We start from the raw sequence: 18,325 nt of genomic DNA on the forward strand, positions 1-18,325 counted from the left end.
CCCGGTATGCGCCCGCGGTCCGCGCCGCCTACGGTGGCCGACATGGGTGCTGCTGGCAATGCGATCGAGCTGGAGGCGGCCGGGCGGACGGTACGGCTGTCCAATCCGGACAAGGTCTACTTCCCGGAGCGCGGGCTCACCAAGAGGCACGTCGCCGAGTACTACCTGGCCGTCGCGGACGGCATCCTCCGCGCCCTCCGCGACCGGCCGACGACCCTGGAGCGCTATCCCGACGGGGTGGAGGGCGAGTCCTTCTTCCAGAAGCGGGCCCCGAAGAACCTCCCCGACTGGATCCCGACCGCCCACATCGCCTTCCCGAGCGGCCGTACGGCCGACGAAATCTGCCCGACCGAGCCCGCCGCCGTCCTGTGGGCGGCCAACTTGGGCTGCCTCACCTTCCACCCCTGGCCCGTGCGCCGTGAGGACACCGACCGGCCCGACGAACTGCGCATCGACCTGGACCCCCAGCCGGGCACCGACTACCACCACGCCGTGGCCGCCGCCCACCAGCTGCGCGCCCTGCTGGAGGAGCTGGGCCTGCGCGGCTGGCCGAAGACCTCCGGCGGCCGGGGACTGCACGTCTTCGTCCCGATCGAGCCGCGCTGGACCTTCACCGAGGTCCGCCGGTGCGCCATCGCCCTCGGCCGCGAACTGGAACGCCGCATGCCGGGCAAGGTCACGACGGCCTGGTGGAAGGAGGAACGCGGCGAGCGCATCTTCGTCGACTACAACCAGACGGCGCGGGACCGCACGATCGCCTCCGCCTACTCGGTCCGCCCCCGCCCGCACGCCCCGGTCTCGGCGCCGCTGCGCTGGGACGAGGTGGACGACGCCGAGCCGCGGGACTTCGACATCGTGACGATGCCGGCCCGCTTCGCGGAACTGGGCGACGTGCACGCGGACATGGAAGACCACGCATTCACCCTGGACGCCGTTCTGGAACTCGCGGCCCGCGACGAACACGAACGCGACCTGGGCGACATGCCGTACCCCCCGGACTACCCGAAGATGCCGGGCGAACCCAAACGCGTCCAGCCCAGCCGCGCCAAGCACAAGGACTGACCCCGCCCATCCACCGGGCCCGGTCACTCCAGCACGGGATTGCCCAGCAGGTTCGCGTCGCCGCACGGCCACGGGCCGTCGGCCAGGGCGGCCAGATCCGTCCGGAGGACGAGGATCTCGCTGCCCAAGGACTGGACGACGCGGCCTCCGTCGAGCAGGAGCGTGCGTCCCAGCACGCGCCTGTCGTCGTCCGACACGAACAACTCGCTCATGGCCATGTCCGAATCGACAGCCAGCAGTTTTCCGCCATGCCAGAACACCGTGGTGCCGTTGGTGTCCACCGCCGGATGAGAGGTGTGGTGGTCGGTCAAATGCGGGCCGTCCACCAGGTCGTTCAAGGCGGTCAGTCGACGCAATCGCGACGTGCCCGACGGGGTGGCCGACCGCGCGGGGCCGCGCACGGCGCCGAGCCCGTCCACGGTCATCGCCCCGTTGCAGTCCCACCGGGCGCTCTCCGTTCCGTCGCGGCCGAAACGGCGCATGGCGCACGCACCGTATCCCAGGGCGCCGACCAGGAAGGCACCAGGACCTGCGATCGCATTGCGGCTCGACGGCGCGGGGTCCGTGACGGCGACGAGGGCACCGCTCACCAGGTCCAGGAAGAAGGTCCGCCCGACACCGCTCCGGCCATCGGCGAAACCGGCAGCGACCCGGTCGCCGGACACCAGCAGCGGCCCCCATCGGGAGGCCTCCACCCACGACGGCGGCCGCGGCGCCGCCGTCCGCACCTCCCAGCCGGTCTCCGCGCTCATCTCGAGCAGGCCGGGGTGCGAGACCGGGCCGAGGTCGATCGGCGTCGACCACAGACAGCGTCCCTCCCTGCTGTACCGGGCGACACGGGGCACACGCGACGGACGCACGCCCGGTGCGAGGAGCATCGGGGCGGCGCCGGCCCAACTGACGCAGAATCCGACGCCGAGCACGACGAAGGCTGCCACCTCCTCTCCAGCCCGGCAGGGCAGGGGGACGGACCGGTCCACGGAACCGTCGGGGAGGATGCCCTCCAGCGTCCGGCCGCCGCCGTCCGCCGGTCGGGCGAGCCAGAGCGTGCCGCCCGGCGACAGCCGGGACCGGGGGCGTCCGGTGCCCGGGTACGCCCGCTGCCACCGGACCTGCCCCGCCAGATCGACGGACGAGACGACCGTCTCCAGGGGATTCGCCCCGTAGGTGGTCGTGTACAGGGGGCCGGAAGGGTGCTGGGTGGCGACGGACCATATCTGTCCCGGTAAGTCGAAGCGCGACAAGAGCATCATGTGCCCGCATCCTGCCGCACGTTCACCACCTACTCGGGGGAGGGCCGTTGTCGGCGGGGGATGCGATGCTCTGGAAGCCGCCGCGTACGTCATGTTGATCGGGCGTATAGCGGACGTCCATCCGCGCTGACCAGTATCGGCGGCATGTCTACGAACACCTCTACCGCAACCACCGACACCTCCGCCTGGTACGAACTCGCCCTGTGCGCCCAGACCGGCCCGGGCTTCTTCTTCCCGGAGCCGGGCTCCTCATTGCGCGATGCGAAGCGGCTGTGCGGGGCGTGCGAGGGGCGGGTGGCGTGCCTGGAGTACGCACTGGCCAACGACGAGCGATTCGGGGTCTGGGGCGGCCTTTCGGAGGCGGAGCGCCTCGCCTTGCGCCCCCGCCGCCGCTGACTCAGGTCCGCGTGGCCTTCCCGCTGGCACGGACCAACCCCACCCGCCGCGCGAGGTCGAACCCCTCGCCACCACACTCCTCGCGCCGCGGCGTGTGGGGCACGACCCGCACGGGGTAATGCCCCCCGACGGGCGACACGACTCCCCCGAAGCGGGGGTCGCCCGCGAACCAGATCCGGTCCGGGTGATCGTTCTCCAACTGCGCGAGCGCAATGGGGAACGGCAGGATCCGCAGCGTGGCCGTGAAGTCCTCCCGAAAAGGAATCACGATCGTCGCCGGGCTCCCCGGCGGGCGGATCGGGTGCCGGCACGGCCACTCGCACCAGGGGTAGGACCGCAGTACGGCCTTGACCCGATGGCGCCTGACGTACGCGATGATCACCCAGGGTAGGTAGGGCACGACGAGCAGGGTGATCAGAGCAAAGGCCATGCCTGCATGGGGGACGCGATTGATGCAGGCCAAGGCCACCAGCGGAGGGCCGCCCAGACTGAGCACCCACCCGAGACGGCGGACGGCCAACCTCCTGTAGCCGACTGCTGTGGGCGGGTGGTCCCAGGCCACTTTGGTGAGCGACGGGCTCACAGCAGTACCTCCAGGATGCGTGAGGTCCCGTCTGCCTTCGGCGCACCTACCTCCGGGTCGGAGAAGAGGGCTGTGTGAGTGACAGCCTCAAGGATGTCCGTGTAAGCCTCAGCGTGCTGTGTCGAGGCGCTGGTGAGATCGAAGATCAGCAGGTGGAGACCGTCCGGGTGCACAGTCGCAACTCTGGCCTGAAACAGACGATGCTCCACGGCGGGCACGGAAATGGTGCCCGCAACCAGGCAGCAGGGAAGCTTGGAAGGCAGATCGATGAACCGGCGGATGGAGTTGGTCCAGTGTGGCGAGCGTGCGATCGCCAAAGCTGTACGTGCCACGGTAAGCCGGGGGTTGGGTTGACCGGCCTGCCGCACGATTAAGGAGAACAACGACGTTGCGACGCCGACCGGCTCCTCCGGGTGAAAGCCGATAGCGGTGTGCACGACGTTGTGGCTGGCGAGTTCGTCGAGGCCGTCCATGAGTTGGCACAGTTCCCGATGGGCAGCGGCGCTACCCAGGGCCTCGGCGAACGCGTCCAGTGCCGCCCTGTCGCCGGGGCTCACGTCATGAAATCCGGGAGGCAGGCGGAACCAGACCGGCGGTGCGGAGATCTGCTGTGTCATGGCCTCAACACCGACCAGGCGTGGCCGGTCCTCTTGATTGCTGTGGGGGCGTCGTCGAGGACCCCACGGGTGCCGTCCACCGCTGTGGAGCCGTGTTCCACAGCCTCGTTGTCCGTCCCGTAGTCGGACCCAGCAGTCACCGCTCCTGTAGCAGCGACGACCGCACCTACCCGGTCGCGTGTCTCCTGAGTCGAGGTCCGCAATGCCCACCCCGTGAGTGGGCTTTCGACCTGGCGCACATCATCGGCCGTGGACCACGCCGCTTGCCGGAAGGCCGTGGCGCCCGGTGCGAGACCTGTCAGGGCGCTGGCCTCGGGTGCGGCTGCCATGGCCGCGCGGGCGGCCGCCGTGCCGGCCTTGGCGCCGGAGGCGACTGCCGCCACGCCGGGGACGGATCCTGCGGTGTCTCCGAGGAGGGTCACGCTGCTCTTCCAGAAGTCCGCGTCGAACTGGCCTTTGGTGAAGCCGTCCGTCAGGGACTTGCGGAACTTCGGGTCCGAGGTGTGCATGGCCAGGGCCGCCAAGGACAGGCCGCTGCCCACCAGCATGATGGCGAGCCCCGCCGGGGGGAAGAACAGGGCTACGCCGGCGCCGATTGCGCCCAGGATCGCCGAGGCGTTGGAGAGGGCGTCTGCCGGGTCTTCGGTGATCTTGCGCCAGATCGAGGCCAGGAGGCCCGGTTCCTTCGGGGCCAGTTTGTCCGTCGCGGCGTTCAGCGTCGCGGCCACGCGGCGGGCCGCCGCCGCGTGTTCGGCGGCGAGTTCGCGGGCCAGGCGGCGGGTGTCGGTGAGGGCCTCCTCGGTCTTCGCCGCCGCGGCCCGGGCCTCGTAGGCTGCGGCCAGCTCGCGGTGCGCGACCAGGGTGTCGTGCCAGCCGGTGAGCCGGCGGGCGGCCTCCGCCAGGGAGGTGTGGGCCGAGGCCAGGTAGCGGGGGAGGTCCCGGGAGAGGGAGGCCCGGAAGGCGGTCGCCGCCTCGCCCTGCCAGGACGAGCTGTGCGAGACGAGGTCCGTCACCACGCGGGAGGCCTCGTCCAGCGACTTCGCCGACGCGCCGAGCTTTTTGGTCAGCGCCAGGACCGCGGCCGGATTTCCGGGGGCCGGGTCGAAGCCCAGTGCCGGGTGCTCAGCCATGGGCGGCCGCCGCGCGGAGGAAGGCCGCACGGATGGCCTGTTCCAGCTCCGCGTACTCCGCCGCGCTGCGGTCCACGCCCTCCCGTACGGCCTTGACGCGCTTGGTCAGCTCCCGGGTGCCGTGGGCCCACCGTTCCTGGAAGCCGTCGCAGGCCGCATCGAGATCCGCCGTGCCCAGCTCGTCGGGCCGTACGTGGTCCAGGGCCCGACGGGCTTCCCGCAGGGAGCTCAGCGAGGAGTCCAGGGCGCGGGTCAAGCGGGTCAGCTGGTCGATGTCCACCTGGAGTGACGTCATGACGCGAAACCCTGGCAGAGCACGGCTCTGCCAGGGCAATCGGCGTCACCCGCCCGAGCGGGCGGAAATCGGTCAGCCCTTGCGGGCCGCGAGGCGCGCGGCGCGGGCGGCCAGCTTCTCGTCGAACTTCGTGGCCTCGGAGTTCAGGCCGTTCATGAACAGGCCGAGCTCGTCCTGGGCCTTCTGGCCCTCCGGGCCGAGGTCGGCGATGTCCATGACCTTGAGGAAGCGGAGGACCGGCGACAGCACGTCGTCATGGTGGATCCGCAGGTTGTAGACGCCGCCGATGGCCATCTGCGCGGCCATGCGCTCGAAGCCCGGCATGCCGTGTCCGGGCATCCGGAAGTTGACGACGACGTCCCGTACCGCCTGCATGGTCAGGTCCGGGGCGAGCTCGAAGGCCGCGCCCAGCAGGTTGCGGTAGAAGACCATGTGCAGGTTCTCGTCCTGCGCGATGCGTGCCAGCATGCGGTCGCAGACCGGGTCACCGGACTGGTGGCCGGTGTTGCGGTGGGAGATGCGCGTGGCGAGCTCCTGGAAGGCCACGTACGCCACCGAGTGGAGCATGGAGTGGCGGTTGTCGGACTCGAAGCCCTCCGACATGTGCTGCATCCGGAACGCTTCCAGCTTGTCCGGGTCCACGGCGCGCGAGGCCAGCAGGTAGTCGCGCATCACGATGCCGTGGCGGCCCTCCTCGGCCGTCCAGCGGTGCACCCAGGTGCCCCAGGCGCCGTTGCGGCCGAAGAGCGACGCGATCTCGTGGTGGTAGCTGGGGAGGTTGTCCTCGGTCAGCAGGTTCACGACCAGCGCGATCTTGCCGATGTCGGTGACCTTGGACTGCTCCGGGTCCCAGGCCTCGCCGTCCTCGAAGAAGCCCGGGAAGTTCCGGCCGTCGCTCCACGGAACGTACTCGTGGGGCATCCAGTCCTTGGTGACCTTCAAATGGCGGTTGAGCTCCTTTTCGACCACCTCTTCCAGCGCGTACAGCAGCTTGGCGTCGGTCCACGCCTCCGAGCTGCCGAGGTGGGGAGAGGTGATCGTCACGGGTACTCCTGGGTGCAAAGCGAATTACCTACGGTTCCGTAGCCTACGGAGTCGTAGGTTAAGCGCGACATCAAGGCCAGCCAAGCCCCCCGTGTCCCTATGTCCGATTGCCTCCCGTTATCTATGCAGTTTGAGGGTGCCCTGAAGGGGAAAGCAAAAGGCGAAATCACGCCAGGAGGTGGTCGGCCGCCCCCGCCTTGACGGCCGAGACCAGCGCGCGGAGGGCTTCGACGGAGTCGGTCACGTGCACACCGGACCCCGTCGTTCCGATGTACGCCCGCCCGGCGGCGTCGCGGCCGAAGCGGAAACAGTTGGCGCCCTCGCTGCAGAAGGGCTCCGACCAGGTGATGTCCCGGTGGGTGGCCGAAGCGGCCTCGGAAGGTGTCATCTCGATCTCCGGTCTCCTCATCGGCCCTGGGTCGCGACCCGGCCCAGGTCACAGGTCCCGCACGACGGCGTGGATGAAATCGCGGGAGGCGGCCGCCGGCAGCGCCAGGGACCGCAGTCGCTCCAGCAGCCCCCGGTACCGCGCCAGCTTCGGACCCGCGTCGACCAGCATCGAGCCGTGCGAGCTGTCCAGCTGCACGGTGTCCAGTCGGTTCAGTGCCGCCGCGGCATACGTGAAGGACTGCCCGGACCCGGGGAAGCCGCCCGCGCTGAACGGGATGACCCGGACCGTCGTACGCTCCCGCTCCGACTGCACGAGTACGTGCTCCAGCTGCTCCCGGACCACCCCGGGCCCGCCGAACCGCATCCGCAGCGCCGCCTCGTGCACCACCGCCTCGTACAGCGGCGGCCGCTCCCGCGCGAACACCTGCTGGCGGCGCATCCGCAGCGCGAGGCGGGCCTGGAGCTCGGACTCCGGCAGCGGCGGGTCGGCGACGCCGAAGACGGCGCGCGCATGCGCCTCGGTCTGGAGCAGTCCGGGTATGTGCGTGGTCACCGCGGTGTGCAGGCCGACCGAATGGTGCTCCAGCTCGCAGATGTCGAGCAGCCCGGGCGGCAGTGCCCCCCGGTGCCGCTCCCACCAGCCCTTGTCCCGCTCCTGGGCCATCGCCGCGAGCAGGTCCACGAGCTCGGGGTCCTGGCATCCGTAGTGGCGGGCGAGGGTGCGCACGCGCTCGGCGCTGATGCCGATCCGGCCCGACTCGATGTTGGGGATCCGGGTGCGGTCGACTGCGAGCAGCGCCGCGGCCCACTGGACCGACGTGCCCGACTCCTCGCGGAGTCTGCGCAGCTCGGAGCCGAGGCGCCGCTGCCTGGCGGTGGGTGTGCTCCTGGGCGGCACGGTTCCCCTCTCCCGCTGCACCGAGTTTCGCTACGGTCTGTAGCGTAAGTCTCACACGGGGCGACGGTAGCGCCCCGTATGACTCACCCTCGCGCGGGAAGGGGACCCGCATGCACCCTGCTCCGTCAGCCGGTCAGCCGGTCAGCCGGTCAGTCAGCCGTGCCACAGCACCTCCCGGACCTCCTCGGCCGTGGTCGGCCGCAGCTCGCCGTCCAGCAGCAGCCAGCGCGTCACCCCGATCGACTCCAGGAACGGCACGTCGTGGCTCGCCACCACGAGCGCGCCCTGGTACGACTCCAGCGCATCGGTCAGCTGCCGCACGCTCGACAGGTCGAGGTTGTTCGTCGGCTCGTCCAGCATGAGGAGCTGCGGGGCGGGCTCCGCCAGCAGCAGTGCCGCCAGTGCCGCCCGGAACCGCTCGCCGCCCGACAGGGTGCCGGCCGGCCGGTCCGCCCGCCCGCCCCGGAAGAGGAAGTGCGCGAGCCGGGCCCGGATCAGGTTGTTGGTGGCCTGCGGGGCGAACCGGGCCACGTTCTCCACCACCGAGCGGTCCTCGTCCAGCACGTCCAGCCGCTGCGGCAGGAACCGCGTGGTCACGTGCGTCTCGGCCGTCCCGGACTCCGGTGCGAGCTGGCCCGCGATGGTGCGGAGCAGCGTGGTCTTGCCCGAGCCGTTGCGGCCCACCAGCGCGATCCGCTCCGGGCCCCGCAGTTCCCACTCCCCCCGCACGCGGGCCCCGTGAGGCAGGTGCACATCGCTGAGGGTCAGGACGCGCCGCCCCGGCGGAACCAGGGTGGCGGGCAGTTCGATGCGGATCTCGGCGTCGTCGCGGACCGCCTCCGCCGCCTGGTCCAGCCGCTCCTTCGCCTGGGCCAGCTTCTCGGTGTGCATGATCCGGTGCTTGCCGGCCGATTCCTGTGCCGCACGCTTGCGGGCGCCCATCACGATCTTCGGCTCGCGCTTGTTCTCGTACATCTTCTGGCCGTACCGCTTGCGCCGGGCCAATTTGACCTGAGCATCGGCCAGTTCGCGCTTCTGCCGCTGTACGTCGGCCTCCGCGACCCGGACCATCCGCTCGGCCGCGTCCTGCTCGGCGGCGAGCATCTCCTCGTAGTCGGTGAAGTTCCCTCCGTACCAGCGGACTTCGCCGTCGCGCAGGTCGGCGATCTGGTCGACCCGCTCCAGCAGCTCGCGGTCGTGGCTGACCAGGAGCATCACCCCGGACCAGGACTCGACGGCCGCGTACAGCCGGCCCCGGGCGCGCAGGTCCAGGTTGTTGGTCGGCTCGTCCAGCAGCAGCACGTCGGGACGGTCCAGGAGCAGTGCGGCCAGGCGCAGCAGGACGGACTCGCCGCCCGAGAGCTCGCCGACGGTGCGGTCCAGGCCGATCCGGGCGAGACCGAGCTGGTCGAGCGTGGCCAGGGCCCGCTCCTCCACGTCCCAGTCGTCGCCGACGGCGGCGAAGTTCGCCTCCGTGGCCTCGCCCGCCTCGATGGCGTGCAGCGCGGCGCGGGCGGTGCGGATGCCGAGCGCCTCGTCCACGCGCAGCGCGGTGTCGAGGGTGACCGTCTGGGGGAGGTAGCCGACCGAGCCGGCGACGGACGACTGTCCCTCGGACGGGGTCAGTTCACCGGCGATCAGCTTCAACAGGGTGGACTTGCCGCTCCCGTTGAGTCCGATCAGGCCGGTGCGTCCGGGACCGACGGCCAGCTGGAACCCGTCGAACACGGGGGTCCCGTCGGGCCAGTCGAAGGACAGGGCGGAGCAGGTGATGAATGCGGGGGCGTGGCTCATGGAGGCCTCCAGGTTGCGTGAGTGGTGAGTGCAACGCGGGGAGACAGCCGACGCTCGGAATCGCGAACGCGATCACGGCAGGGGCGGGGCGGCGACCGTGGCCGTGATGTCGGGCATCACGGCGGTTCTCGGCGGTCGTGGTGACCGCGGTGGTCGCGCTGGTCGCGCAGGTCGGTGTCTCGGACCTCAGAAGAGCAACGTCCTGCTCCGTTCGACGGCAATGGGGCATCAACGAAGCTACGGGCGGCCCCGGCCGCCCGCAAACGATTTAAGGCGGGGCGGGGGCGGGGCGGGGCGGGTCGGGCGCGGCGGGGTGATCAGCAGGTGTCGCGCATCAGCTCGGCCAGGCTGTGGTCCATGTCGAGGTAGAGGTGCTCCAGACCGGGCGGGACCACGGCCGCGGCGCGCTCAAGGAACCGGTGCAGCTCGGCCGTCAGCATCAGGACGATCGCGACGCCCTCCACCGCGTGGAACTCGATCGTGGTCCGGTCCCCGTCGTACGGCCGCACGCGCACGTCGCCCCAGCCGGACGGGCGGTCCAGCCCGGACTCCAGCAGCTCGCGCGAGAACGTCCACGAGACCTCGACTCCCTCCAGCGTGGCCGGGGCGGGGAATGCCATGCGTACGGCGAACGGATCCGCCCGGTCGTAACAGAGGGTGACGGGAACGGTCTCGACCTTCGGCGCGGTGGCGACCAGACGGGCCTGCGCGGCCTGCTCGATGACAGTGATCAAGGCTCACTCCCTTGCGGCGGATCTGCTGCCGGACTGCGGGGTGGGGCCCGGCAACCCGATAGACGCCGGAATCGGCAAATCCGTGCATGGGCGTTTGAGTGAGCTGTGTCACCGACTGGCCGGAACCTGCCTGTGTGATCGCACAGAGTGACCGGGTGGGCGGAAGTGCGCGAAGGCGGGGCGGTGTACCGCGAAGGGCCCGGGGGCCCTTCAGAAGGGCCGGTTGTCGCTCACTCCACAGGCGCAACGCACGGTCGCAAGCGCTGGTGGCGGGGGCCGGGCGACGCGGCGGCCGGAGGCGCCGGGGAAGCGCCGGAGCGCCGGCGGGGAAGCGGCCGGGACGCCCTCTGGACGGGCGGATCCGGGGTGCGTTAGCTTCCGGCGCCATGAGACTTCTGGATGCGGGAATTGGCATGTGCGCGGCAATCCTTGCGGTCGGGGTGCTCGCCGGCCCCGCCCACGCCGAAGAACAGGGCCCGGGACGGGACTTACGCGCGACCGGCTGGGCACTCAAGGACACCGGGCAGACCTCCCGCTTCCGGGGACTCGCCGCGGTGAGCCGGAGCACGGCCTGGGTCGCCGGCTCCAAGGGCACCGTGCTGCGTACGCTCGACGGAGGCCGCAGCTGGCAGGATGTCTCGCCGCCCGGCGCGGTCGCGGAGCAACTGGAACTGCGCGACATCGAGGCCTTCGACGCCCGGCGCGCCGTGGCCCTGTCCATCGGCGAGGGCGAGGCCTCCAGGGTGCTGCGGACCGAGGACGGCGGTGCCACCTGGACCGAGACCTTCCGCAACCCGGACCCGCGGGCCTTCTACGACTGCCTCACGTTCTTCGACGCCCGCCACGGGCTGGCCATGAGCGATCCGGTGGACGGGAAGTTCCGCATCCTGTCCACGGACGACGGCGGCCGCCACTGGCGGGTGCTGCCCAGTGAGGGCATGCCCGAGGCGCTGCCGGGCGAGGCGGGCTTCGCCGCGAGCGGCCAGTGCCTGGTCAGCGCCGGTCCGCGCGACGTCTGGCTGGCCACCGGCGGCGCAGCGACCGCCCGGGTCCTGCACTCCGCGGACCGCGGCCGGTCCTGGCGGGTGGCCGAATCCACCGTTCCGGCGGGAGATCCCGCACGAGGGGTCTTCGCCCTCGCCTTCCGGGACCGTACGAGGGGCCTCGCCGTGGGCGGCGACTACCGCACCGGGCAGGCCTCGCCGCAGGCCGCGGCGGTGTCCGCGGACGGGGGCCGCACCTGGCGCGGGGCGACGACCCCGCCGCCGGCCTACCGGTCGGGCGCGGCCTGGTACCCGTACACCGGGGGGACGGCCCTCGCGGTCGGGCCCACGGGCACGGACGTGACCACGGACGGGGGCCGCACCTGGCGGCCGCTGGACGCGGGATCCTTCGACACGGTCGACTGCGCGCCCGACACGGGCTGCTGGGCGGCGGGGGAGAAGGGCAGGGTGGCACGGCTGGAACGCCGCTGACCCCCGGCCGGCCGTTCCCGGTCACAGCACTAGACGACCGGGTTCTCGCGGACCGTTGCCAGGTCCGACGAGGTCTTCGTCGCGATGAACTCGGTGATGCGGTAGACGCAGACGCCCGCGACCACGAAGGGGTCCTCGGCCGCGATCTTCTCGATCTCGGCCCGGGACACCCCTCCGGCCAGGACGACGCCCCCGTCGCGCGGCACCTTGCGTCCCGACGCGAGGAAGACGCCGGCGGCGTAGTAGCCGTCCAGCCAGGCGATGTGGGCGTCCATCTCGTCCTCGACGGCTTCGAGGGGCGCGGTGTAGGAGAGCTCCATGACGAACATGATCGCCAGGCTACTCTCGGTCCATCATGACGAGTGTGAAGACCCCCGCCGACGAGGCCGAGGCCCGGGCGATACAGGACGAACTGCGCCATCACGTCGTGCTCGACGAGCCCGGCCCCCCGCCCGGCCGAGGTCTCGTGGCCGGAGTGGACGTCGCCTACGACGACACCCGCGACCTGGTCGCCGCCGCGGCCGTGGTGCTCGACGCCGCGACCCTGGAGGTCGTCGAGGAGGCCACCGCCGTCGGGCACGTCAGCTTCCCCTACGTGCCGGGGCTGCTCGCCTTCCGCGAGCTGCCGACCGTACTGGCCGCCCTGGACGCCCTGACCGCCGAACCCGGCCTCGTGGTCTGCGACGGCTACGGCCTCGCCCACCCCCGCAGCTTCGGCCTCGCGTGCCACCTCGGCGTGGTCACCGGGCTCCCGTCCATCGGCGTCGCGAAGAACCCGTTCACCTTCACCTACGAGGAGCCGGGCACCCGGCGGGGCGACGCCTCCGCCCTGGTCGCCGCCGACGGTGTCGAGGTCGGGCGGGCCCTGCGCACGCAGGACGCGGTCAAGCCGGTGTACGTCTCCGTCGGGCACAAGGTCTCGCTCGACAACGCCTGCGCGCAGGCCCTGGCCCTGAGCCCTCGCTTCCGGATCCCGGAGACCACCCGCCACGCCGACTCGCTGTGCCGCAGGGCGCTGCGGGAGGCCTCCTGAGCCGGTCCCTCAGCGGGCGTCGGCCACCCGGAAGGTGATCCCCGCCTTCTGCAGGCGGTGGATGAGGGCGTCGCCCATCGCCACGGCGGTCGTCACCTGCCCGGCGGACTCCGGCAGGGTGTCGTGGGCCAGGCAGAGCGCCGACTCAGCCAGCATCTTCGCGGTCTCGCCGTAGCCCGGGTCGCCGCCCGACACCTCGGTGAGCACGCGGCGCCCGCCGCCCGCGCCCACGAACCGTACGGTGAACCAGCTGCGCGCCCGCCGTTCCGCGTCCGGCCCCCGGCCGGGCTCCCAGCGGTTCATGAGCCACCGCCGGGCCGGCGGCACCTGGGCCAGGGCCGCCGTCGCGCCGACCGCCGCCGTACCGCCCAGTGCCACGGGCAGGTGCTTGACGGAGGCGTAGTGCCGGTAGCGGAAGTCCGGGCCGTAGCGCTCCAGCGCGGCGGCCGACCGGGTCACGATCCGCGGGTCCAGCGAGGGCAGCGGAAGCGCCCAGGTGCCGGTCTCGCGGCTGAACCGCGGCACGCCCAGCGGGCCGCGCGCCCGCCGTCCCAGCAGCCGCGGCTCGTGCAGGCGGCGGGCGTGCGCGGCCGCCAGGGTCTGGGGGCCGCGGCCCAGCGCGGTCAGCGCGGAGGCCAGGGTCCCGCCGGAGAAGAAGGCGTTGGACCGCATGAACCCGTCGACCGCCAGCGGGACCCCCTCCGGCAGCTGCCGGACCGTGAAGTACGCGCCGAGGTCGGCCGGGATGGAGTCGAAGCCGCAGGCGTGCACGAGCCGGGCGCCGGTCTCGCGGGCCCGCGCGTCGTGCTCCACGTACATCCGGTCCACGAACTCCGGCTCGCCGGTGAGGTCCACGTAGTCCGTGCCCGCCTCGGTGCAGGCGGCCACGAGAGCGGCCCCGTACCAGACGTACGGTCCCACGGTCGTGGCCAGCACCCGGGTGGACGCGGCCAGTTCGCGCACGGCGGCGGCGTCCTGGGCGTCGGCCCGCAGCAGCGGCAGCGTGGCGCACGCGGGATCGATCGCGGCCAGCCGCTCGCGCAGCCGCTCCAGCTTCGCGAGGTCCCGGCCGGCGAGGGCCCACCGGCAGCCGGCGGGCGCTTGTGCGGCGAGGTACTCGGCGGTCAGCGCCCCCACGAACCCGGTGGCGCCGAAGAGCACGACGTCGTAGGCGCGTTCCGGTCGGTCCTGCGGGACCCCTGCGTTCATGGGAGCTCCTCCGAGTGGGTGGTGCGGGTGGTGTGGGTGGCCGAGGCTAGCGCGGGGCTGCGGCGTCCGCGCGGGCAGGTGCCGGACGGTGTGGCGGAAAGTCGGCCGGGTACGGCGTAACGCCGGACAACGCCGACGACGTCGGACGGGTGCGGCGGAACGCCGGACGGCCCGTCACGACGACGGCGCCCCGGGAACGGCCGTGCGGCCGCGCCCGGGGCGCCGTGGGGTCCACCTGCCGGTGGATCAGTCCTGCTGGTACAGGCCGAAGAGGTCGACGATCAGGTCGACGTCGTCCCAGCCCCGGTTCCAGAGGTCGATGATGCCGTTGCTGCCGGTGCTCGCCTGGACCAGGTTCGGGACGGTGGCGCCCTTCGTCCAGTTCAGGTTCGAGGAGTTCGGCGGCGTCGGCCAGCCCGCCGTCTTGTTGATGTAGTCGTCGAGCGAGTTCGGGTCGGGGGTGACCGTGAGGTACCCGTCGCCCTCCGGGTTGGTGACCGTGGTGTTCAGCACGAAGCCCGTGATGCTCGGGTCGTCGTAGGACATCGGCATGTAGATGTAGTCCTGGCCCCACAGCTTCCCGTAGACCGGGTCCTGGGGGTCGCGGGTGTCCACCAGACGCTCGGGCGAGAGCGGCAGGAAGGCGCCCTTGCTGTCGGCGCTGTAGTAGCCGACGACGTCGACGACGACGTCGGTGCCCGCCCAGGCACCGTTGAAGACGCTGATCCTGCCGTCCGCGCTGACGGGGACGATCACCGAGTTGGCGATGGTCTGGCCCGGGGTGAAGTTCAGGTTGGACGCGGTCGGGGTGGCGCCGCCGCCCGGGAAGACCGACAGGTGGCCGGCCTCCTTCGGGTTGGTGACCGTCACGTTCAGCGCGACGGCGCTGATGCCCTGGGGCACGCCGCGCAGGCCGCTGATCTGGGTGGTGAAGGTCTTCCGGCCGCCGAGCTGGCCCTTCGCCGTGCCGAGGCCGTCACGGGTGTCGACGAAGCGCGACGGGGTGACCGGCGTGTAACCGCTGGACTCGGTCTTGGAGAAGTAGCCGGTGACGTCGGCGATCAGGTCGACCGGGGCGCCGCCGCGGTTGGCGATCTCGACGTAGCCGTTCTTGCCGACCTTCACGATGACCAGGTTCGGGACGCTCTGGCGGGCCTTGTAGTTGACGTTCGACGTGGTCGGACGCTCGGTGCCCTCGGGGAAGGCGGTGATGTGGCCCTCGGTGGAGGTGTTGGTGACCGTGATGTTGAGGACCACGGCGGTGACGCCGGCCGGTATCCCGCCGTTGCCGCCGACCTTCACGCGGGTCGAGCTGTACGGCTGGACCATGCCCGCCGGCGCGCCGGTCCCGTTGCGGGTGTCCAGCAGGCGGGTCGGGGCGTACGGGGTGAAGTCCGCGCCGGCGGTGACGAAGACAACCTCGTTGACGGCCGAGACGGCGTTCGCGGCGTCCGTCACGGTGACCTTGACCGTGTAGGAGCCGACCTCGGCGTAGGTGTGCGCCGTGGTCCGGGTCTCGGAGCCGTAGGCGTCGAAGACGTCCGACTTCCCGTCACCCCAGTTGACGGTGACCTTGAGCGCGGTGTCCACGCTCGTGATGGTGGTGTCCACCTCGGCGCCGTGCGCCGTGACGCCGTACGCGGTCAGGCCGACAGCGAGGTCCGGGTTGGCGGAGGCGACGGACTGCGCCGCGGCCGCTCCGGTCTTGGCGGACGGGGCTGTGGCCTTGCGGACCGTGCGGTCGGCGGGGCTGGTGAAGGTGTTGCTCTTGGACTTCGCGTCCTTGCCGAGGCCCAGATCCAGGTCCGGCGCGGTGGTGCCGCGTGCGTCCGGCTTGGCCGGGTCGGCCTGGGCGACGCCCGGGATGAGACCAACGCCCGCCGCGATGGCGGCAGCGGAAATTACAAGGCGGCGACGACGCACCAGTCCCCCACTTATCTGATTGAACGCTTGATCAGCTCGAAAGCTCGTTCAGAGTACAGAGTCGCGGGACGATCTATCAGGGGGGTGCGCCCCTGGATCCCGGGCTCTTCCAGAGGGGGTGGAACCTCCGCTTCCGGCCGATCCCGCGGGAGCGCGGCCCGGGGGCTTGTGCTCGGTGGAACGCGTTCCTAGCATCACCGGTGTTACATCAGTTGTGTCACACAGTCGCCACACCACACATACCAGGCACACCAGGCACACCACCCACACCGCAGACGCTGGGGGCTCGATGGCAGTGACAGGGAACGGGACCGGCACCGGCACCGGCACCGGGACGGCGAGCGGCAGCGGCCCGCTCGCCGGAGTGCGCGTCGTCGAGCTGGCCGGCATCGGCCCGGGACCGTTCGCCGCCATGCTCCTCGCCGACCTGGGGGCGGACGTCGTACGGGTGGACCGGCCCGGCGGCGGCGGGCTCGCGGTCGACCCCGCCTACGACGTCACCAACCGCGGCAAGCGCTCCGTCCTGGTCGACCTCAAGTCGGCCGATGGGCCGGCCCGCGTCCTGGACCTGGTGGAGCGGGCCGACGTCCTCGTCGAGGGCTTCCGCCCCGGGGTCGCCGAGCGGCTCGGCGTGGGCCCGGCCGAGTGCCACGCCCGCAACCCCCGCCTCGTCTACGGGCGGATGACCGGCTGGGGCCAGGAGGGCCCGCTCGCGCACACCGCGGGGCACGACATCGCCTACATCGCCGTCACCGGGGCCCTCGGCATGATCGGCAACCCGGGAGAGCCCCCGGCGGTCCCGGCCAACCTGGTCGGGGACTACGCGGGAGGCTCGCTCTACCTGGTGATCGGCGTCCTCGCCGCCCTCCGGCACGCCCGGGACACAGGCACCGGGCAGGTCGTCGACGCGGCCATCGTCGACGGCACCGCCCACCTCACCGCCATGATCCACGGGATGATGGCGGCGGGCGGCTGGCAGGACCGGCGCGGAGCCAACCTCCTCGACGGCGGGTGTCCCTTCTACGGCACCTACGAGACCTCCGACGGCGGGTACATGGCGGTCGGCGCGCTGGAGCAGCAGTTCTACGACACCTTCACGGAGCTCCTCGGCATCGCGGACCGGGCGCCGGCCCGCAAGGACATCGCCCGCTGGGGCGAACTGCGCGAGGCCGTCGCAGCACGCTTCCGGACCCGTACGCGCGAGGAGTGGACGGCGGTCTTCGAGGGCACCGACGCCTGCGTGGCCCCGGTGCTGTCGCTGCGCGAGGCTCCCGGCCACCCCCACCTCGCCGCCCGGGGCACCTTCACGGACTTCGGCGGGATCGTGCAGCCCGCACCCGCCCCGCGGTTCTCCGCGACCCCGGTCTCCGTCACCGCGGGGCCCGCCCGGCCGGGCGCCCACACCGAGTCGGTGGCCGCCGATTGGGACGTACCGGCCCTGCTCCCGAAGGAGGCCTGATGGAACTGTCGATGATGCTCGACTACGCGGGGGACCCGCGCCGGGCCGCCGACGAGGCGGCCGCGCTGGAGTCCGCCGGCCTCGACGCGCTGTGGGTGGCCGAGGCCTGGGGCTTCGACTCGCCGACGATCATGGGCTATCTCGCCGCCCGCACCGAGCGGCTGAAGATCGGCTCGGCGATCATGAACGTCTACTCGCGCACCCCCGGCCTGATCGCGCAGACGGCCGCCGGCCTGGACGCCCTCTCGGGCGGCCGGGCGCTCCTCGGCCTCGGCGCCTCCGGCCCGCAGGTCGTCGAGGGCTGGCACGGGAAGCCGTACGATAAGCCGCTCGGCCGCACCCGGGAGACGGTCGAGCTGTGCCGGCGCATCTGGCGCCGCGAGACGATCGACCACCACGGCCTCACGGACATGCCGCTCCCGCCGGAGCGCGGCACCGGGCTCGGCAAGCCGCTGAAGATCCTCACCCGCCCGGTCCGCCCCGCCATCCCCGTGTACATCGCCTCGCTCGGCCCGGCCAACGTGCGGCTGACCGCCGAGATCGCGGACGGCTGGCTGCCCACGCTCTTCATCCCGGAGAAGGCCGCAGCGGTATGGGGCGGCCCGCTCGCCGAGGGCGCGGCCCGGCGGTCGCCGGAGCTCGGACCGCTGCAGACGGTCGCGGGCGGCCTGCTCGCCATCGGCGACGACGCGGCCGCCGTACGGGACCGCGCACGCCCGCAGATCGCGCTGTACGTCGGCGGGATGGGCGCGGTCGGCAAGAACTTCTACAACGACCTGGCCGTCGCCTACGGGTACGGGGAAGAAGCCCGCCGGATCCAGGAGCTGTACCTCGCCGGGCGCCTGCGCGACGCCGCAGCCGCCGTCCCGGACGAGTTCTGCGAGCTGATGACCCTGTGCGGGCCCGAGGGCTACGTACGCGAGCGTGTCGAGGCCTTCCGCGAGGCGGGCGTCACCATGCTCAACGTCACACCCGTCGGCCCCGACCCGGCCGAGCTGATCTCAACCGTCAAGAGCTGGCTCTAGGGGGC

General features: G+C 71.9%; 19 protein-coding genes. 6 read left to right on the plus strand and 13 right to left on the minus strand.

Translation table 11 applies throughout. The features are described from left to right. Positions 1-42: 42 nt before the first annotated feature. Positions 43-1,062, plus strand: a complete 1,020-nt coding sequence (ligD, locus tag E6U81_RS12440; RefSeq protein WP_136230131.1) for a non-homologous end-joining DNA ligase — start codon at positions 43-45, stop codon at positions 1,060-1,062. A 23-nt stretch (positions 1,063-1,085) separates the two neighbouring features. Here ligD and E6U81_RS12445 read toward each other — a convergent pair whose 3' ends face one another. Then, entirely contained in the window at positions 1,086-2,315 is a 1,230-nt protein-coding gene (locus E6U81_RS12445; RefSeq protein WP_136230132.1) for a hypothetical protein, read from the minus strand. A gap of 144 nt (positions 2,316-2,459) precedes the next feature. Here E6U81_RS12445 and E6U81_RS12450 point away from each other — a divergent pair, with 144 nt between their 5' ends. Then, positions 2,460-2,711 (plus strand): WhiB family transcriptional regulator, encoded by a 252-nt coding sequence (locus E6U81_RS12450; RefSeq protein ID WP_136230133.1) that lies wholly within the window; start codon positions 2,460-2,462, stop codon positions 2,709-2,711. A 1-nt stretch (position 2,712) separates the two neighbouring features. On the opposite strand, the gene E6U81_RS12455 is transcribed toward E6U81_RS12450, so the two are convergent. The 9 genes from E6U81_RS12455 to E6U81_RS12495 all read right to left on the minus strand — a co-directional run bounded on the left by E6U81_RS12455 (position 2,713) and on the right by E6U81_RS12495 (position 10,196). Continuing rightward, on the minus strand, positions 2,713-3,141 hold the full coding sequence (locus E6U81_RS12455; protein WP_136230134.1) for a hypothetical protein: 429 nt from the start codon (positions 3,139-3,141) through the stop codon (positions 2,713-2,715). 149 nt (positions 3,142-3,290) lie between these two features. Further along, the gene (locus E6U81_RS12460; RefSeq protein WP_136230135.1) at positions 3,291-3,911 is read right to left on the minus strand and encodes a hypothetical protein; all 621 of its coding nucleotides are present in this window, start codon (positions 3,909-3,911) and stop codon (positions 3,291-3,293) included. Further along, on the minus strand, positions 3,908-5,041 hold the full coding sequence (locus E6U81_RS12465) for a hypothetical protein (RefSeq protein ID WP_136230136.1): 1,134 nt from the start codon (positions 5,039-5,041) through the stop codon (positions 3,908-3,910). Before E6U81_RS12465 ends, E6U81_RS12460 begins: the two co-directional genes overlap by 4 nt. After that, positions 5,034-5,336 (minus strand): hypothetical protein, encoded by a 303-nt coding sequence (locus E6U81_RS12470; RefSeq protein ID WP_136230137.1) that lies wholly within the window; start codon positions 5,334-5,336, stop codon positions 5,034-5,036. The genes E6U81_RS12465 and E6U81_RS12470 overlap by 8 nt, the downstream gene beginning before the upstream one ends. 72 nt (positions 5,337-5,408) lie before the next feature. Beyond that, positions 5,409-6,380, minus strand: a complete 972-nt coding sequence (locus E6U81_RS12475; RefSeq protein WP_136230138.1) for an acyl-ACP desaturase — start codon at positions 6,378-6,380, stop codon at positions 5,409-5,411. 166 nt (positions 6,381-6,546) lie between these two features. Then, positions 6,547-6,768 (minus strand): hypothetical protein, encoded by a 222-nt coding sequence (locus E6U81_RS12480; protein ID WP_136230139.1) that lies wholly within the window; start codon positions 6,766-6,768, stop codon positions 6,547-6,549. Positions 6,769-6,816: 48 nt separating this feature from the next. Next, positions 6,817-7,668: a helix-turn-helix transcriptional regulator gene (locus E6U81_RS12485; RefSeq protein ID WP_136230140.1), complete on the minus strand. Its 852-nt coding sequence runs from the start codon at positions 7,666-7,668 to the stop codon at positions 6,817-6,819. A gap of 153 nt (positions 7,669-7,821) precedes the next feature. Beyond that, positions 7,822-9,462 carry an ABC-F family ATP-binding cassette domain-containing protein gene (locus E6U81_RS12490; protein ID WP_168714612.1) on the minus strand — a complete coding sequence of 547 codons (1,641 nt, stop codon included), beginning with the start codon at positions 9,460-9,462 and terminating at the stop codon, positions 7,822-7,824. A gap of 317 nt (positions 9,463-9,779) precedes the next feature. Further along, positions 9,780-10,196 carry an SsgA family sporulation/cell division regulator gene (locus tag E6U81_RS12495; RefSeq protein WP_136230141.1) on the minus strand — a complete coding sequence of 139 codons (417 nt, stop codon included), beginning with the start codon at positions 10,194-10,196 and terminating at the stop codon, positions 9,780-9,782. A gap of 386 nt (positions 10,197-10,582) precedes the next feature. Between E6U81_RS12495 and E6U81_RS12500 the strand changes: the two genes are divergently transcribed. Beyond that, a complete protein-coding gene (locus E6U81_RS12500) occupies positions 10,583-11,671 on the plus strand; it encodes an oxidoreductase (RefSeq protein ID WP_136230142.1) in 1,089 nt (362 codons plus the stop codon). A 29-nt stretch (positions 11,672-11,700) separates the two neighbouring features. Here E6U81_RS12500 and E6U81_RS12505 read toward each other — a convergent pair whose 3' ends face one another. Beyond that, complete coding sequence (locus E6U81_RS12505; RefSeq protein WP_136230143.1) at positions 11,701-12,000, minus strand: YciI family protein; 300 nt, start codon at positions 11,998-12,000, stop codon at positions 11,701-11,703. A gap of 26 nt (positions 12,001-12,026) precedes the next feature. On the opposite strand from E6U81_RS12505, the gene E6U81_RS12510 reads away from it, so the two are divergent. Next, entirely contained in the window at positions 12,027-12,704 is a 678-nt protein-coding gene (locus E6U81_RS12510; RefSeq protein ID WP_136230144.1) for an endonuclease V, read from the plus strand. Positions 12,705-12,713: 9 nt separating this feature from the next. Here E6U81_RS12510 and E6U81_RS12515 read toward each other — a convergent pair whose 3' ends face one another. Continuing rightward, positions 12,714-13,913, minus strand: a complete 1,200-nt coding sequence (locus E6U81_RS12515; RefSeq protein ID WP_136230145.1) for a saccharopine dehydrogenase NADP-binding domain-containing protein — start codon at positions 13,911-13,913, stop codon at positions 12,714-12,716. Positions 13,914-14,159: 246 nt separating this feature from the next. After that, positions 14,160-15,836 carry a PKD domain-containing protein gene (locus E6U81_RS12520; RefSeq protein ID WP_136230146.1) on the minus strand — a complete coding sequence of 559 codons (1,677 nt, stop codon included), beginning with the start codon at positions 15,834-15,836 and terminating at the stop codon, positions 14,160-14,162. Between the two features lie 289 nt (positions 15,837-16,125). Here E6U81_RS12520 and E6U81_RS12525 point away from each other — a divergent pair, with 289 nt between their 5' ends. Further along, complete coding sequence (locus E6U81_RS12525; protein WP_136230147.1) at positions 16,126-17,295, plus strand: CaiB/BaiF CoA-transferase family protein; 1,170 nt, start codon at positions 16,126-16,128, stop codon at positions 17,293-17,295. Continuing rightward, positions 17,295-18,320, plus strand: coding sequence for an LLM class F420-dependent oxidoreductase (locus E6U81_RS12530; protein ID WP_136230148.1), 1,026 nt, complete (start codon positions 17,295-17,297; stop codon positions 18,318-18,320). The genes E6U81_RS12525 and E6U81_RS12530 overlap by 1 nt, the downstream gene beginning before the upstream one ends. Positions 18,321-18,325: the final 5 nt, after the last annotated feature.

Origin of the sequence: Streptomyces sp. A0592 (assembly GCF_004795115.1) — a bacterium.
GTDB classification, from domain to species: Bacteria; Actinomycetota; Actinomycetes; order Streptomycetales; family Streptomycetaceae; genus Streptomyces; species Streptomyces erythrochromogenes.

Coding starts and splice junctions, on each gene's coding strand:
- ligD (WP_136230131.1), top strand. CDS start 43: ATGGGTGCTGCTGGCAATGCGATCGAGCTGGAGGCGGCCGGGCGGACG.
- E6U81_RS12445 (WP_136230132.1), bottom strand. CDS start 2,315: ATGATGCTCTTGTCGCGCTTCGACTTACCGGGACAGATATGGTCCGTC.
- E6U81_RS12450 (WP_136230133.1), top strand. CDS start 2,460: ATGTCTACGAACACCTCTACCGCAACCACCGACACCTCCGCCTGGTAC.
- E6U81_RS12455 (WP_136230134.1), bottom strand. CDS start 3,141: ATGGCCTTTGCTCTGATCACCCTGCTCGTCGTGCCCTACCTACCCTGG.
- E6U81_RS12460 (WP_136230135.1), bottom strand. CDS start 3,911: ATGACACAGCAGATCTCCGCACCGCCGGTCTGGTTCCGCCTGCCTCCC.
- E6U81_RS12465 (WP_136230136.1), bottom strand. CDS start 5,041: ATGGCTGAGCACCCGGCACTGGGCTTCGACCCGGCCCCCGGAAATCCG.
- E6U81_RS12470 (WP_136230137.1), bottom strand. CDS start 5,336: ATGACGTCACTCCAGGTGGACATCGACCAGCTGACCCGCTTGACCCGC.
- E6U81_RS12480 (WP_136230139.1), bottom strand. CDS start 6,768: ATGACACCTTCCGAGGCCGCTTCGGCCACCCACCGGGACATCACCTGG.
- E6U81_RS12490 (WP_168714612.1), bottom strand. CDS start 9,462: ATGAGCCACGCCCCCGCATTCATCACCTGCTCCGCCCTGTCCTTCGAC.
- E6U81_RS12500 (WP_136230142.1), top strand. CDS start 10,583: ATGAGACTTCTGGATGCGGGAATTGGCATGTGCGCGGCAATCCTTGCG.
- E6U81_RS12505 (WP_136230143.1), bottom strand. CDS start 12,000: ATGTTCGTCATGGAGCTCTCCTACACCGCGCCCCTCGAAGCCGTCGAG.
- E6U81_RS12510 (WP_136230144.1), top strand. CDS start 12,027: ATGACGAGTGTGAAGACCCCCGCCGACGAGGCCGAGGCCCGGGCGATA.
- E6U81_RS12515 (WP_136230145.1), bottom strand. CDS start 13,913: ATGAACGCAGGGGTCCCGCAGGACCGACCGGAACGCGCCTACGACGTC.
- E6U81_RS12525 (WP_136230147.1), top strand. CDS start 16,126: ATGGCAGTGACAGGGAACGGGACCGGCACCGGCACCGGCACCGGGACG.
- E6U81_RS12530 (WP_136230148.1), top strand. CDS start 17,295: ATGGAACTGTCGATGATGCTCGACTACGCGGGGGACCCGCGCCGGGCC.